The sequence below is a fragment of the Mycobacterium sp. genome (assembly GCF_049281135.1).
Lineage (GTDB): Bacteria > Actinomycetota > Actinomycetes > Mycobacteriales > Mycobacteriaceae > Mycobacterium.
The window spans coordinates 1-14,185 of sequence record NZ_JBAPRN010000467.1; the positions used below are offsets into that span (position 1 = coordinate 1).

A 14,185-nucleotide genomic window follows, 5' to 3' on the forward strand; every position below is an offset into this window, starting at 1 on the left:
TATCGCCGTGCGCACGCCGTTGGCCGAAACGGCCGGCACCCGGCTGGCCACGCCGCCGCTGCTGGTGGCGGTGTTGCGGGCCGGGCTTGGCATGGTCGAGCAGGCGAACTCGCTGCTCCCAGAGGCCTCGGTGGGTTTCGTCGGCGTGGCCCGCAACGAGGAAACCGCCTTGCCCACACCGTATTTGGAGTCGCTGCCCGACGATCTGCGCGGCAGGCCGGTGATCGTGTTGGACCCGATGCTGGCCACCGGCGGTTCGATGACGCATACCGTCGACCTGTTACTTCGCCGCGGTGCCGACGACATCACCGTGCTGTGCGTGGTGGCCGCGCCGGAAGGCATTGCAGCGCTGGAGAAGACAGCGCCGCAGGCGCGGCTGTTCACTGCGGCCATCGACGACGGTCTCAACGATGTCGCCTACATCGTGCCCGGCCTCGGCGATGCCGGCGATCGCCAGTTCGGACCGCGATAGCTACCAAGCCCGGGCGGCCGCCGCGAGTTCGTCACGCAGCGCGGTGGCGTGGCGGCGGGCGGCGGCCAGATCCTCGGCGACCGGGCACCGGACCTCGATGTAGAACTTGACCTTCGGTTCGGTACCCGACGGCCGGACCACGACCCGGGCCCACCTATCGTCGCTGCCGCCGGTGAAGATAAGAGCGTCCGTGCGAGTCAGTGCGCTGTGCGAGAGATCTGTTGTGGTCGAGGCGAATTCGCCGAGCTGTGTCGGTGGTGACGCGCGCAGTCGGCGCATCAGCTCAGCCGCCTCGTCAGCGTCGCGCACCGGGCGCGATACGGCCGTGCCGACATGGACGCCGAAGCGGCGGGCGAGGTCGTCGAGCGCGTCGAGCACAGACCGCTGGGAGTCTTTGAGCGTCGCGACCAGATCGCAGATCAGGACCGCGGCGCTGATGCCGTCCTTGTCCCGCACCGCCGACGGGTCGACGCAGTGTCCGATGGCCTCTTCGTAGGCGTAGACCAGTGTGCTGCCTGGCAGGTCGGCGTCGGCGCGGGCCAGCCATTTGAAACCGGTCAGGGTCTCGACGTGTTGCGCGCCCCAGTACGCCGCGATCGCGGACAGCATCCGCGACGACACCACCGTGCTGGCGACCACGCTGCTGGCGCGATCGGCCGGGTCGGTCTGCGACAGTATGTAATCGCCGAGCAGCCAACCGGTTTCGTCGCCGGACAACATCCGCCAGCCGGCCGGTGTCGGTACGCCTACCGCACACCGGTCTGCGTCAGGATCAAGGGCGACGGCGATGTCGGCGTCCACATCGGCGGCCAGGCTGAGCAGCGCGTCGGTGGCGCCGGGTTCTTCGGGGTTGGGAAAGCTGACGGTCGGGAAGTCGGGATCGGGAGCGAACTGGCCGGCGACGGTGTGCACGTCGGACAGTCCGGCACGGCGCAGCGTTTCGGTGGCCACCACACCGCCCACACCGTGTAGGGGAGTCAGCGCTACGCGGATCGGACCCGACGACGAGCGCCGCAGCCGGGCGGCGCGCTCGATGTACTGCTCGACCAGTCCGGTATCGGCGGGTTCGACGGCCCGCCTGGCGATCTCGTCGGCGAACGGGGCCGTCGCGATGGCGGACTCGATCTCACGATCGGCGGGGGAGACGATCTGGATCCCCCCGTCCAGGTACACCTTGTAGCCGTTGTCGGCCGGTGGATTGTGAGACGCGGTGATCTGGATTCCGGCCGCCGCGCCGGTGTGCCGGACGGCAAAGGCCAGCACCGGCGTGGGTGCCGGATCGGGAAGCAATGTGACCGAAAACCCTTCGGCGGCGAACACTTCAGCGGTTGCGACGGCGAACTCTGGCGACCCGTGCCTGGCGTCGCGGCCGACGATCACTGTCGAGCCGGCCAGTTCGCGACCGGCCAGCACCTGGGCCACCGCCCAGCTGGCGCGCAATACCACGGCGAGGTTCATCGCGTCCGGGCCGGCGCCGACCGGCCCGCGCAGCCCGGCGGTGCCGAATGTCAGTGGACGCGCGAACCGGGCCGCCAGCTCGGCCCGATCGCACGCGGCGAGCTCGGCGGCCGTCACCGGATCGGGGTCGTGCGCAATCCAATCCTGCGGTGTCATGCCGCCGCTCCTCCTCATCGCTTCGTCCCCCGCAAGCGGGAGGTACCCCCACTGAATCGTCGGCGGCGCGGTGTCACGCCGACCTCTACAGCCGTGCGACCACGTCGGCCAGCAGCGAACCCATCCGGGCCGCTGACGCGGCGCCGGTCAGCAGCACCTCGGCATGGCTCAGCGGCTCACCGGTGATTCCGGCGGCCATGTTGGTGACCAGCGAGACTCCGAGTACCTCCGCGCCCGCGGCCCGGGCGGCGATCGTTTCGTGCACGGTGGACATGCCCACCAGGTCGGCGCCCAGCGTGCGCAGCATCCGGATCTCGGCGGGCGTTTCGTAATGCGGGCCGGGCAGCCCGGCGTACACGCCCTCGGCGAGTTCCGGGTCGACGTCATGGGCCAGCGTCCGCAGTCGCGCGGCGTAGGCGTCGACCATGTCGACGAACTGCGCCCCGACCAGCGGCGACCGCGCGGTCAGATTCAGGTGGTCGCTGATCAATACCGGCTGGCCCACGGCGAAGTCCTCGCGGACCGCGCCGGCGGCGTTGGTCAGCACGACCACCCGGGCGCCGGCCGCGCAGGCTGTCCGCACCGGGTGCACGACGTGCTGCAGGTGGTGGCCTTCGTAGGCGTGCGCCCGACCGGCCAGTACCAGCACCCGGTGCCTGTCGATGGCCACCGACAGCACCTGGCCGGTGTGGCCGGCCGCAGACGGCGGGGTGAACCCGGGCAGCTCGGCCATCGGCAGGGTCGCCGTGGGTTGCCCGAGAGCGGCCACGGCCGGAGCCCAGCCGGACCCCAGCACGATCGCCACGTCGTGTTCGGCGATCCCCATGCGATCGGCGATGGACTGCGCCGCGGTCCGCGCGAGCGCATCGGGGTCGGGGGGACCGTCACTCACAGTCGCCCAGCCTAATCGCCGCCCCGTCCGCTGAGTTGCTGCAGCGCACGCAGGAAGACGCCACGGTCGTTGGCGGAAAGCTGTCCGAGCCAGTGCTCCTCACCGCACTGAATGGCCACCTGCACGGCGTTCTTGATCGAACGGCCCGACTCGGTGATCTCGAGCAGGCGCGCCCGGCGGTCATCGGGGTCGGGGATCCGTTCGATGTGACCGTGCTCTTGCAACGCGTCGAGGGTCGGGATGATGCGGGTCTTGTCGGCGCCGATCGCCTCGGCCAGCGCCGCTTGAGTGCGGATCGGGGAGCGGTCCAGCGCGCTGAGAACGACGTAGCCCCACATCGACAAACCGTGGGCTTCCAGCACCGGCAGTTCGGCCGCCACCGTTTTGCGAGCCAGGTCTACCAGCATCTCCGCCAGGTCTGGACGCGTCGCCTTTCGCATCACCGACTGATGATAGAGCTGGACAGATAATATGCGAGCACATACGATATACGTATGCATACAAATGAGGATGTTCGCCCGTTACACCGCATCGCCGTACTGGCCTCTGTTGAGGTGGTCTCGGCTGTCACCGCCGATGACCTCGCGAAACCGACGCCCTGCGCCGGCTGGAACCTCGCTGACCTGCTCGCTCACATGACGGTCCAGCATCGCGGCTTTGCCGCTGCCGCTCGTGGGCACGGCGCCGACGAGGCCATGTGGCAACCGGCCACGGTCGCCGACGCGGTGGCAGCCGACCCCGCCGGCACCTACTCAGCGGCCGCCACCGAGGTGATCGACGCGTTCGCCGGTGACGGCGTGCTCGACAGCGAGTTCGCGCTACCTGAGTTCGGGCCCGGGGCGATGTTCCCGGCCGCGATGGCGATCGGTTTTCACTATGTGGACTACGTCGTACACGGCTGGGATGTGGCTCGCACGCTTGGGCGGTCCTACGAGCTTCCGGTCAACGTCGTGGCCGCCGCGTTGCCGCTGGCGCTCGTGGTGCCCGACGGAGACTTCCGTACCATTGACAACGCACCGTTCGGCCCGGCGATCCCGTCGACGGCTCCGGCCGACGACTTCGATCGCATACTCACTCATCTCGGCCGCTCGCCGCAGTGGCAGCCGACCGTCGCGGCAGGCGGCGCTCGCTAGTCGTTCTGACCGCGGGCGATCGGCGGGTGAGATACTGCGACGATGGCTTCGACCCCGGCGCTGGATCGCGTCGACGACACGGTGCGGCGTCGCAGCACCGACCTCGTCGAGTTGTCGCATGCGATTCATGCCGAGCCGGAGCTGGCCTTCGCCGAGCATCGCAGTTGCGCCAAGGCGCAAACACTGGTGGCCGAGCGGGGTTTTGAGATCACCGCAGCCGCGGGCGGTTTGGACACCGCGTTTCGCGCCGACTTCGGCAGTGGTCCGCTGGCTGTCGGAATCTGCGCCGAATACGACGCGCTGCCCGGGATCGGTCATGCGTGCGGCCACAACATCATTGCCGCATCGGCCGTCGGCGCCGCGCTGGCGCTGGCCGACGTCGCCGACGAGTTGGGTTTGACGGTCTCGCTGCTGGGCACGCCGGCCGAGGAGTTCGGTGGCGGAAAAGTCTTGCTGCTCAACGCCGGAGTCTTCGACGACCTTGCGGTCGCGGTGATGGTGCATCCCGGTCCGGTCGACATCGCGGCCGCCCGGTCGCTGACCCTGTCCGCGGTCCGGGTGACCTATCGCGGAAAAGAAGCTCACGCGTCAGCCGCGCCGTTCCTGGGGATCAACGCCGCCGACGCGGTGACCGTGGCGCAGGTGGCGATCGGGCTGCTGCGCCAGCAGTTGGCACCCGGGCAGCAGGTGCACGGCATCGTCGCCGACGGCGGGCAAGTCGCCAACGTCATTCCCGCGCACACCGAATTGCAGTACACGATGCGTGCCACCGACGCGTCGTCGTTGGCCGATCTGGAAGCAAAGGTGGGCGACTGCTTCCTGGCCGGTGCGGTCGCCACCGGCTGCGACTACAGCGTCGAGCAGACCGAGCCGATGTACGACGCGCTCAAACCCGATCCATGGCTGGCCGAAACCGTGCGCGCCGAGATGACGCGGCTCGGTCGATCGCCCATCGAACACGCGCTCGAGGCGGCGCTGCCACTGGGCAGCACCGACATGGGCAACGTCACCCAGCTACTGCCCGGCATCCATCCGATGGTTGCCGTCGATGCCGGCGGCGCGTCGTTGCACCAGCCCGACTTCACCGCGGCAGCCGCGGGTCCCAGCGCCGACAAGGCAGTCATCGACGGCGCAATCATGTTGGCACGCACGGTCGTTCGCCTTGCCGAGTCGCCCGGAGAACGGGACCGCGTGTTGGAAGCACGTGCTCAGCGGGCGGCGTCATGAACCGCGCCGGCGACGATGCAGTGGGGGTACCTCCCGCTTGCGGGGGACGAAGCGATGGGGAGGAGTGGCGCCGATGACCTTGTCCGATGTCGCCAATTCCTGGCTTGCCGCGCACCACGACGATCTGGTCGGCTGGCGGCGGCACATCCACCGCTATCCGGAGCTGGGGCGTCAGGAGTACGCCACCACGCAGTTCGTCGCCGAGCGGTTGGTCGAGGCCGGGCTCAACCCGAAGGTGTTACCCGGTGGAACGGGGCTGACCTGCGACTTCGGCCCTGAACGCGAGCCGCGAATCGCGTTGCGGGCCGATATGGATGCGCTGCCGATGGCCGAGCGGACCGGGGCCGAATACGCCTCGACGATGCCCAACGCCGCGCATGCCTGCGGGCACGACGGACACACCGCGATCCTGCTGGGCACCGCGCTCGCGCTGGCCGGGGCGCCGGAGCTGCCGGTCGGGTTGCGGCTGGTTTTCCAGCCGGCCGAGGAACTGATGCCCGGCGGCGCGATCGACACGATCGCGGCGGGGGCGATGTCCGGAGTCAGCCGAATCTTCGCCCTGCACTGCGATCCCCGGCTGGCGGTCGGCAAGATCGCGGTCAAGGTGGGGCCGATCACGTCGGCAGCCGACATGATCGAGATCACTCTGACTTCGCCGGGCGGACACACCTCACGCCCACATTTGACCGGCGACCTGGTCTACGGGCTGGGCACGCTGATCACCGGACTACCCGGGGTGCTGTCGCGGCGCATCGATCCGCGCAACAGCACCGTGATGGTGTGGGGCGCAGTCAATGCGGGAGTAGCCGCCAACGCCATTCCACAGCACGGCACGCTGGCCGGCACCGTCCGCACCGCCAGCCGCGAGACCTGGCTGGGCATGGAGGACATCGTCCGGGAGACGGTGACGGCGTTACTGGCGCCGCTGGGCATCGAGCACACCCTGCAGTACAACCGCGGGGTCCCGCCAGTGGTCAACGAGGAGGTCTCGACGCGCATCATCACCCACGCCATCGAGGCGATCGGTCCGAATGCGCTGGCCGACACCAAACAATCCGGTGGCGGTGAGGATTTCTCCTGGTACCTGGAGGAAGTGCCCGGCGCGATGGCCCGGCTCGGGGTGTGGTCCGGCCACGGTCCGCAATTGGACCTGCATCAGCCGACGTTCGACCTCGACGAGCGGGCCCTGGCGATCGGGGTTCGATTGATGGTCAACATCGTCGAGCAGTCCGCCGCGATCGGTTAGGCGCGCGGAAGGCTTTCACCTCCGCAACAGCGCAGTCGGGATGGGCTTTGTGCGGGCAGATTGAGCGCCCGCCGAAGCGGAGACTCACGGGGCGGATCGGACTGCGGCGTTATTCGCCGTGGCCTGGTCCGACGTTGCGCGCCGGGCAGGTCCGGATCTTGTGCACGTATTCGTCTGGGGCGCCGGCGATTTCAGCGGCGTCGGCCATGACACCGATGTAGCGCGCCGACGGCAGGCCGCCTTCCCAGGCGTCCACCACATACAGCCACGCCAGAACCGGATCGGTCGTGGTGTCCGACGACACGCGTTCTACTCGGCACCGGATCTTCTTGTGGATGCCGAGCTCGGAACCCTCCCACCGATCGAGGGTTTTCTCGTCGGCCGGCGTCATGTCGTAGAGCACGACGAACACCTTCGAGGTCGGGTCCTCCACGACCGTGGCCAGCGCGCCATCCCAGCCGATGTCCTCGCCGCCGAAGGTCAGCCGCCACCCGTGCAACCAGCCAGTTCCGGCCATCGGTGAGTGGGGTGCGCGCTGCTGCATCTGCTCGGGATGCATATTCGAGCCGTAGGCGGCGTAGAGCGGCACGGACAAAGCTTAAACGGCTACCGCTGAAGCGGCGGTCATCCGACGGGTTGGCTAGGTTAGGTCTGTGGCGACCCGCATAGTGATCATCGGGGGAGGACCGGCCGGTTACGAGGCGGCCCTCGTCGCAGCGGCTCGTGACGCGCACGTCACCGTCATCGACTCGGACGGCATCGGCGGCGCGGCGGTGCTCTTCGACTGTGTGCCGTCGAAAACCTTCATCGCCTCCACCGGGGTGCGGACCGAATTGCGCCGCGCTCCGCATCTGGGTTTCGATCTCGACATCGACGACGCCAAGATCTCGCTGCCGGAAATCCACCAGCGGGTCAAGACCTTGGCCGCCGCCCAGTCCGCCGACATCAATGCCCAGCTGCAGAACGCGGGCGTCAGGGTGGTCGCCGGCCGCGGCGAGCTGATCGACGCGACCCCGGGTCTGGCATCGCACCGCATCCAGGCAACCGCGCCGGACGGCAGCACCAGCACCCACGACGCCGACGCGGTACTGATCGCCACCGGCGCCAGCCCCCGCGAGCTGCCGACCGCGCGGACCGACGGCGAGCGCATCCTGAACTGGCGTCAGCTCTACGATCTGCAGGCACTGCCCGAGCATCTGATTGTGGTCGGCTCCGGTGTCACCGGCGCCGAATTCGTGCACGCCTATACCGAATTGGGCGTCGACGTCACGGTGGTCGCCAGCCGCGACCAGATCCTGCCCTACGAGGACGCCGACGCGGCCGCTGTGCTGGAGCGGATCTTCGCCGAGCGCGGAGTGCAGCTGGTTAAGAATGCCCGCGCCGACTCGGTGACCCGTACCGATTCCGGCGTGCTGGTGACCTTGGCCGACGGCCGGACAGTCGAGGGCAGCCACGCGCTGATGACGATCGGCTCGGTGCCCAACACCGGCGGTCTGGGCCTGGACCGGGTGGGCATCGAACTCGGACCGGGCAACTACCTGACCGTCGACCGGGTCTCCCGGACGTCGGTATCCAACATCTACGCGGCGGGCGACTGCACCGGGCTGCTGCCGCTGGCCTCGGTCGCCGCGATGCAAGGTCGGATCGCGATGTGGCACGCACTCGGCGAGGCCGTCACCCCGATCCGGCTGCGCACGGTCGCCGCTGCGGTGTTCACCCGGCCCGAGCTGGCGGCGGTGGGTGTTCCCCAAACCGCCATCGACGACGGATCGGTGCTGGCCCGCACGATCATGCTGCCGTTGCACACCAACGCGCGGGCCAAGATGTCGGGGCTTCGGCACGGCTTCGTCAAGCTTTTCTGCCGACAGGCCACCGGTGTGGTGATCGGCGGCGTGGTGGTCGCCCCGATCGCCTCGGAGCTGATCCTGCCGATCGCGATGGCCGTGCAGAACCGCCTGACGGTAAATCACCTGGCGCAGACCTTGAGCGTGTACCCGTCGCTGTCGGGATCGATCACCGAGGCTGCGCGACGGCTGATGGCGCACGATGACCTGGACTGATCGCCCCAGGTAGCCTTGAACCAACAAATCTACTGACGAGTAACCGACAGGAGACCGCGCCGTGAGCGACGAGATTCGCGTCCCGGCCAGCGAGCAGACCCGGCCGGGTTCGTTTATCGGACCCGAACAGCGCGCCAAAGCCTGGGACCGACTCGGCAGCGAGCAGTTCGACGTCGTGGTGATAGGCGGCGGTGTGGTGGGTTCCGGAGCAGCTCTGGACGCCGCCACTCGAGGGCTGAAAGTCGCGCTGGTTGAAGCCCGCGACTTTGCCTCCGGCACGTCGAGCCGGTCGTCCAAGATGTTTCATGGCGGGTTGCGCTACCTCGAGCAGTTGGAGTTCGGCTTGGTTCGGGAGGCGCTTTTCGAGCGCGAGTTGTCGTTGACCACGCTGGCCCCGCACCTGGTCAAGCCGCTGCCGTTTCTCTACCCGCTGACCAAGCGGTGGTGGGAGCGGCCCTACGTAGCCGCCGGTCTTTTGCTCTACGACGAGCTCGGTGGCGCGAAATCCGTTCCGGGGCAAAAGCATCTGACTCGGGCCGGCGCTCTGAGATTGTCGCCTGGTCTGAAGCGCAGCTCGCTTATCGGCGGGATCCGCTACTACGACACCGTCGTCGACGACGCGCGGCACACGCTGACTGTGGTCCGTACCGCGGCGCAATACGGTGCGGTGGTGCGCTCGTCCACCCAAGTGGTGTCGTTGCTGCGCGAAGGCGACCGGGTGACCGGCGTGCGGGTGCGCGACTCCGAGGACGGCGCGGTCGCCGAGGTGCGCGGCCATGTCGTCGTCAACGCGACCGGGGTGTGGACCGACGAGATTCAGGCATTGTCCAAGCAGCGTGGGCGTTTTCGGGTTCGGGCATCCAAGGGTGTACACATCGTGGTACCGCGGGACCGGATCGTCAGCGACGCCGCGATCATCCTGCGCACCGAGAAGTCGGTGATGTTCGTCATCCCGTGGGGCAACCACTGGATCATCGGGACCACCGACACCGACTGGAATCTGGACCTCGCACATCCGGCCGCCACTAAAATCGACATCGACTACATCCTCGGCACCGTCAACACCGTGCTTGCTACTCCGTTGACGCACAACGACATCGACGGGGTGTACGCCGGGCTGCGGCCGCTGCTGGCGGGGGAGAGCGAGGAGACGTCCAAGCTGTCCCGTGAGCACGCGGTCGCGGTGCCGGCGCCGGGCCTGGTCGCCATTGCCGGCGGCAAGTACACCACCTATCGCGTGATGGCTGCCGACGCGATTGACGCTGCGGCGCAATATGTTCCGGCACGGGTCGCGACGTCGATCACCGAGAAGGTGCCGCTGCTGGGCGCCGACGGGTACTTCGCGCTGATCAACCAGACCGAGCACGTGGGCGCGATCGCGGGACTGCACCCATACCGGGTGCGCCATCTGCTGGACCGTTACGGGTCGTTGCTCAACGAAGTGCTCGCGCTGGCAGCCGATCACCGAGACCTGCTCAACCCGATCGCCGCCGCACCTGGCTACCTGCGGGTCGAAGCGGCGTACGCCGCAATGGCCGAGGGTGCACTGCATCTGGAAGATGTCCTGGCCCGGCGGACACGCATCGCCATCGAGTACTCGCATCGCGGCGTCGACTGTGCCCGCGAGGTGGCCGACATCATTGCGCCGATCCTGGGCTGGACCACGGCCGACGTCGATCGAGAGGTCGAGACCTACATCGCGCGGGTGGAGGCCGAAGTACTGTCCCAGGCTCAGCCGGACGATGCGTCCGCGGATGCGTTGCGGGCCAGCGCACCAGAGGCGCGCGCCGAGATCCTCGAGCCGGTGCCGCTGACTTGAGGCGCCCGCCATTGCCGCCACGCGACGGATTGGGGCCGGCGCGGCTGAGGGTGCACGGCGGACCGCTGGGCGACGAGCTGGCCAGGCGGTTCGGGTCCGATGTCGCCGCCAAGGCGATCGCCGGCGAGGTCGTCGATCAGCACGGTGCGGTGCTGGACCCGGCCACCGTCTTGCCGGCCGATGCCGTCGTCTACCTCTACCGCGAACTGCTCGACGAAGTGCCGGTGCCATTCGACATGCCGGTGCTGTACCAGGACGAGGACATCGTGGTCGCCGACAAGCCGCACTTCCTGGCCACCATGCCGCGCGGGCGCCACGTCGTGCAGAGCGCGCTGGTGCGGCTTCGCCGGCAACTCGGTCTGGACGAGCTCAGCCCGGCTCACCGGCTGGATCGCCTGACGGCCGGGGTGCTGCTGTTCACAACCCACCGCGAGGTTCGCGGGGCCTACCAGACGTTGTTCGCTCGCGGCGCCGTGCACAAGACGTATCTAGCGAGGGCGGCGGTCGACCCGAATGTCGTGTTGCCGCGGGTGGTGTGTAGTCGTATCATCAAGCGCCGCAGCAATTTTCAGGCCGTCGAGGAAGCCGGCGAGCCCAACGCCGAGACGTTGGTGGAGTTGGTGTCATCCGACGGTCTGTACCGGCTGACACCGCAGACCGGGCGCACCCACCAGCTTCGTGTGCACATGACGTCGCTGGGCCTGCCGATCCACGGAGACCCGCTGTATCCCAACGTCATCGACGTCGCCGCCGACGACTTCTCCACGCCATTGCAGTTGCTGGCGCAGTGCATTGAATTCGACGATCCGCTAAGCGGGACGCGCCGCGTGTTCGTGAGTTCGCGGCGGCTGGAGCGTCAGTGCTAGCAGCGCTCAGCGCCGCGACGCATGGGTGTGAGGCCAGGAGCAACCCATGCCTGCTGGGCAGGGAGGGTGACGGTCGGGCCAGCGGCCGCCGCCTTCGTGGGTGCCACGCCCTGAACGGCAGCCCGAAGAGTGCCCCAGGCTCGCGTTGTCAGGAAGCCGGGATCGATAGAGCGAATATGGCTCAGGGTCGTCAGCACGTTTCTGTCCTTAGGTGACCCGACACGGTCGTCGGGGCGTCCCGCAGTGACTGGTGCGGAGACTTTTCAATTTCGGTGATTGGCGTCACAGGCCAGTCTGCAATGACCAACCGCCAATCGGCGTGCGCAATTCCCACGGTACTTCCCAGGGGACGTTTGGGACGGATGCGCGACAGCACGTCGCGTCCCGTGTCTCGGCACGCCCGCCTCCCATCACGGCATGCCCACCTCTTCAACCTGGGCAGATGCCGGATCAGCAACGCGGCTGAGAACTAGTTGACGTGTGATTAACCGCACCGACCTGTGATCTTTTCGATATCAAGCGTTCGACATCCCCGAGCCTTCCGCGCGTCGGAGGCCATCGGTCAGTCTTTCGTCGCGCACGCGCACGCGCCCGGGACCGCGCGTCCCCGAATATGAACGGGCGGGAAACCGGGGCCGAAATCGTGACTATCGCGCGTGCAGCGCAAGCTGGGCATAATGACCGAAGTGCGAATCTTGTTACCATGCCTCATGGATGCGAGCGACTAGCGGTGCGGCGTGCGATGCGCCGGTTCGGTCATCTTCTCTGTACCGTCTGAAGGAATTGGATTGAAGCTCAATCGATTTAACGCCGCACTGAGCATTCTGGTGACTGGTGTGCTGCTCTTGTCGGCATGTAGCGGTCACAACAACGCCTCCGGCGGGGGAACGATTAGCCCGGCTCCGGTGAAAGTGACCTGCGGAGGCAAGTCGGAGCTGAACGCCAGTGGATCCACCGCTCAGAAGAACGCGATGAGCGAATTCATCAAGGCCTTTGCGAAATCCTGCCCGGGACAGTCGCTCAATTACACCGCGGACGATTCGAGCGCCGGCATCAACGACTTTCTCGACGGCAAAAGCGATTTCGCCGGGTCCGATTCCACGCTGACCACCGACGAGTACGCCAAGGCGCAGCAGCGGTGCGGTTCGCCCACCTGGAACCTGCCGATGGTGGTCAGCCCGATCGCGATCGCTTTCAATGTCAAGGGCGTGACGTCGTTGAACCTCGACGGTTTGACTGCGGCGCAGATTTTCAACGGACAAATCAATATGTGGAACGACGGCGCAATTGCGTTGCAGAACCTGGGTGCGCAGCTGCCGAATGAGCCGATTCACGTCGTGTTCCGCGGCGACGAATCCGGGACGACGGACAACTTCCAGAAGTATCTCGACACCGCTTCCAAAGGCACTTGGGGCTTCCCGGCCGGGCGGAAGTTCAACGGCGGCGTCGGTCAGCCCGCTGTCGGCAACGATGGCGCCGCCGATACCGTCAAAAACACCGAAGGATCGATCACCTATCTCGCATGGTCATTCGCTCAGACGCACAACTTGAACGTGGCCAGCATCATCACGTCCGCCGGCCCGGAGCCGGTGAAGATCACCCCCGAGACAGTGGGCAAGACGATTTCCACGGCGTGGTTCATCAGGAAGGGCGACGATCTTGCCCTCGACACCATCTCGTTCTACCGACCCAACCAGCCCGACGCGTACCCGATCGTGCTGGCGACATATGAGATCGTGTGCTCGAAGTATCCGGATCCGAAGGTCGGCACCGCCGTCCGGGCTTTCCTGCAGAGCGCTATCGGTCCAGGTCAGGACGGTTTGATCGGCGCCGGTTACATTCCCATCCCCGCCGAGTTCAAGCCGCGACTACTGAACTCCATCAACGCCGTCTCGTGAGGAGTCGATGCTCAATGTTCGAGGGTATTTTTCGCCGTAGTCAACCCAGTGTTCCAAGAGTTTTCCCACGGTAGTAAATCTTTTGAATCATGGAGTTCACGACGCTGCCCCCTGAGGTGATCTCCGCACTCATTCATTCGGGACCCGGTGCGGAATCGCTGGCCAATGCCGCCGCGGCGTGGCAACAGCTCAGCGCCAACCTGGAAGACGCAGCGGACAACTATGCCGCGTCGCTGGCTTCGATGGACGAGAGTTGGTACGGCCCGTCGTCGGCGGCGATGTTCCAGTCCGTCACGCCGTACGTGACGTGGCTGCGCACTACCGCGCAGCAGGCTCAGCAGACCGCCTCGGCAGCACAGTCCGCCGCGGCCGCCTTCAGCTCGGTACAGGCGTCCGTGGTTCCGACGGCCACCGTCGTCGCCAACCGGACGCGTTTGGCACAGCTATTGGCCACCAACGTATTTGGCCGAAATCTTCCGGCCATCGCCCAAACCGAATCTGACTACCAGACCATGTGGGCGAACAACGCGGCGGCGATGACCCGCTATCAGGCGGCCTCCTCCCAGGCATCCACGCTGCCGCAGTTGACCTCGCCGACCTCGACGACCAATCCGGCTGCGCTGAAAACGCAAGCCAGTTCGGCGACGCCCGCAGCGACGACCTCGTCCGCGTCGGCGGCCACGGTCGCGGCGGCCACCCCCGCCAGCCCCTTCCCCCCTGCCTTCGATCCCAACGTCGGATTTGTCGGGCTGGCGAACACCTACGCCAACCAGTTCATCTCGTCCGGCTTCCCGATCAACATGCTCAGCTACCTGGCTCAGAACCAGTCGGCCCAGGCCCTGCAGGGTGTGAGCAGCCAGGTCAGCCAGGGGCTCTCGGAGGGCGAGCAGGCGCTGGGCGGGGCCGCGGCGAATTTGGGTGGGGGCGCGGCCGGAGCGTTGGGGGCGCTGGGCCAGAG

At 67.3% G+C, this 14,185-nt stretch carries 13 protein-coding genes and 2 pseudogenes; 10 read left to right on the forward strand and 5 right to left on the reverse strand.

The window, feature by feature from the left end; all coding sequences use genetic code 11:
• Window positions 1-472, forward strand: a 472-nt coding sequence (gene upp / locus WAN02_RS18800) for a uracil phosphoribosyltransferase (RefSeq protein ID WP_422265754.1), incomplete at its 5' end; no start/stop codon positions are given.
• On the opposite strand, the gene WAN02_RS18805 is transcribed toward upp, so the two are convergent.
• The 4 genes and pseudogenes from WAN02_RS18805 to WAN02_RS18820 all read right to left on the reverse strand — a co-directional run bounded on the left by WAN02_RS18805 (window position 473) and on the right by WAN02_RS18820 (window position 3,418).
• Window positions 473-2,086 (reverse strand): phospho-sugar mutase, encoded by a 1,614-nt coding sequence (locus WAN02_RS18805; protein WP_422265755.1) that lies wholly within the window; start codon window positions 2,084-2,086, stop codon window positions 473-475.
• Window position 2,087: 1 nt separating this feature from the next.
• A pseudogene (locus WAN02_RS18810) lies at window positions 2,088-2,159 on the reverse strand (16S rRNA (guanine(966)-N(2))-methyltransferase RsmD); the annotation flags it as partial.
• A gap of 12 nt (window positions 2,160-2,171) precedes the next feature.
• Window positions 2,172-2,978 carry a purine-nucleoside phosphorylase gene (locus tag WAN02_RS18815; RefSeq protein WP_422265756.1) on the reverse strand — a complete coding sequence of 269 codons (807 nt, stop codon included), beginning with the start codon at window positions 2,976-2,978 and terminating at the stop codon, window positions 2,172-2,174.
• 11 nt (window positions 2,979-2,989) lie between these two features.
• Entirely contained in the window at window positions 2,990-3,418 is a 429-nt protein-coding gene (locus WAN02_RS18820) for a MarR family winged helix-turn-helix transcriptional regulator (protein WP_422265766.1), read from the reverse strand.
• A gap of 54 nt (window positions 3,419-3,472) precedes the next feature.
• Between WAN02_RS18820 and WAN02_RS18825 the strand changes: the two genes are divergently transcribed.
• The 4 genes and pseudogenes from WAN02_RS18825 to WAN02_RS18840 all read left to right on the forward strand — a co-directional run bounded on the left by WAN02_RS18825 (window position 3,473) and on the right by WAN02_RS18840 (window position 6,584).
• Complete coding sequence (locus WAN02_RS18825) at window positions 3,473-4,111, forward strand: TIGR03086 family metal-binding protein (RefSeq protein ID WP_422265757.1); 639 nt, start codon at window positions 3,473-3,475, stop codon at window positions 4,109-4,111.
• A gap of 42 nt (window positions 4,112-4,153) precedes the next feature.
• Window positions 4,154-5,338: a M20 family metallopeptidase gene (locus WAN02_RS18830; RefSeq protein ID WP_422265758.1), complete on the forward strand. Its 1,185-nt coding sequence runs from the start codon at window positions 4,154-4,156 to the stop codon at window positions 5,336-5,338.
• Window positions 5,338-5,415: pseudogene (locus WAN02_RS18835) on the forward strand (16S rRNA (guanine(966)-N(2))-methyltransferase RsmD); the annotation flags it as partial. The gene WAN02_RS18830 and the pseudogene WAN02_RS18835, both read left to right, overlap by 1 nt.
• The gene (locus WAN02_RS18840) at window positions 5,412-6,584 is read left to right on the forward strand and encodes a M20 family metallopeptidase (protein ID WP_422265759.1); all 1,173 of its coding nucleotides are present in this window, start codon (window positions 5,412-5,414) and stop codon (window positions 6,582-6,584) included. The pseudogene WAN02_RS18835 and the gene WAN02_RS18840, both read left to right, overlap by 4 nt.
• A 109-nt stretch (window positions 6,585-6,693) precedes the next feature.
• On the opposite strand, the gene WAN02_RS18845 is transcribed toward WAN02_RS18840, so the two are convergent.
• Window positions 6,694-7,173, reverse strand: coding sequence for a gamma-glutamylcyclotransferase (locus WAN02_RS18845; RefSeq protein WP_422265760.1), 480 nt, complete (start codon window positions 7,171-7,173; stop codon window positions 6,694-6,696).
• A 64-nt stretch (window positions 7,174-7,237) separates the two neighbouring features.
• On the opposite strand from WAN02_RS18845, the gene WAN02_RS18850 reads away from it, so the two are divergent.
• The 5 genes from WAN02_RS18850 to WAN02_RS18870 form a co-directional block, all read left to right on the forward strand.
• Window positions 7,238-8,644: an NAD(P)H-quinone dehydrogenase gene (locus WAN02_RS18850; protein ID WP_422265761.1), complete on the forward strand. Its 1,407-nt coding sequence runs from the start codon at window positions 7,238-7,240 to the stop codon at window positions 8,642-8,644.
• A 61-nt stretch (window positions 8,645-8,705) separates the two neighbouring features.
• Window positions 8,706-10,463, forward strand: coding sequence for a glycerol-3-phosphate dehydrogenase/oxidase (locus tag WAN02_RS18855; protein WP_422265762.1), 1,758 nt, complete (start codon window positions 8,706-8,708; stop codon window positions 10,461-10,463).
• Window positions 10,460-11,329 (forward strand): pseudouridine synthase, encoded by an 870-nt coding sequence (locus tag WAN02_RS18860; protein WP_422265763.1) that lies wholly within the window; start codon window positions 10,460-10,462, stop codon window positions 11,327-11,329. Before WAN02_RS18855 ends, WAN02_RS18860 begins: the two co-directional genes overlap by 4 nt.
• Before the next feature lie 788 nt (window positions 11,330-12,117).
• Window positions 12,118-13,227, forward strand: a complete 1,110-nt coding sequence (gene pstS / locus WAN02_RS18865) for a phosphate ABC transporter substrate-binding protein PstS (protein ID WP_422265764.1) — start codon at window positions 12,118-12,120, stop codon at window positions 13,225-13,227.
• Window positions 13,228-13,316: 89 nt separating this feature from the next.
• On the forward strand, window positions 13,317-14,185 hold an 869-nt coding region (locus tag WAN02_RS18870), incomplete at its 3' end, for a PPE family protein (protein WP_422265765.1).

Bases quoted from the DNA above. Each gene is read 5' to 3' on its own strand.
- WAN02_RS18820 (WP_422265766.1), bottom strand. From the start codon at position 3,418: ATGCGAAAGGCGACGCGTCCAGACCTGGCGGAGATGCTGGTAGACCTG.
- WAN02_RS18840 (WP_422265759.1), top strand. From the start codon at position 5,412: ATGACCTTGTCCGATGTCGCCAATTCCTGGCTTGCCGCGCACCACGAC.
- WAN02_RS18805 (WP_422265755.1), bottom strand. From the start codon at position 2,086: ATGACACCGCAGGATTGGATTGCGCACGACCCCGATCCGGTGACGGCC.
- WAN02_RS18825 (WP_422265757.1), top strand. From the start codon at position 3,473: ATGCATACAAATGAGGATGTTCGCCCGTTACACCGCATCGCCGTACTG.
- WAN02_RS18830 (WP_422265758.1), top strand. From the start codon at position 4,154: ATGGCTTCGACCCCGGCGCTGGATCGCGTCGACGACACGGTGCGGCGT.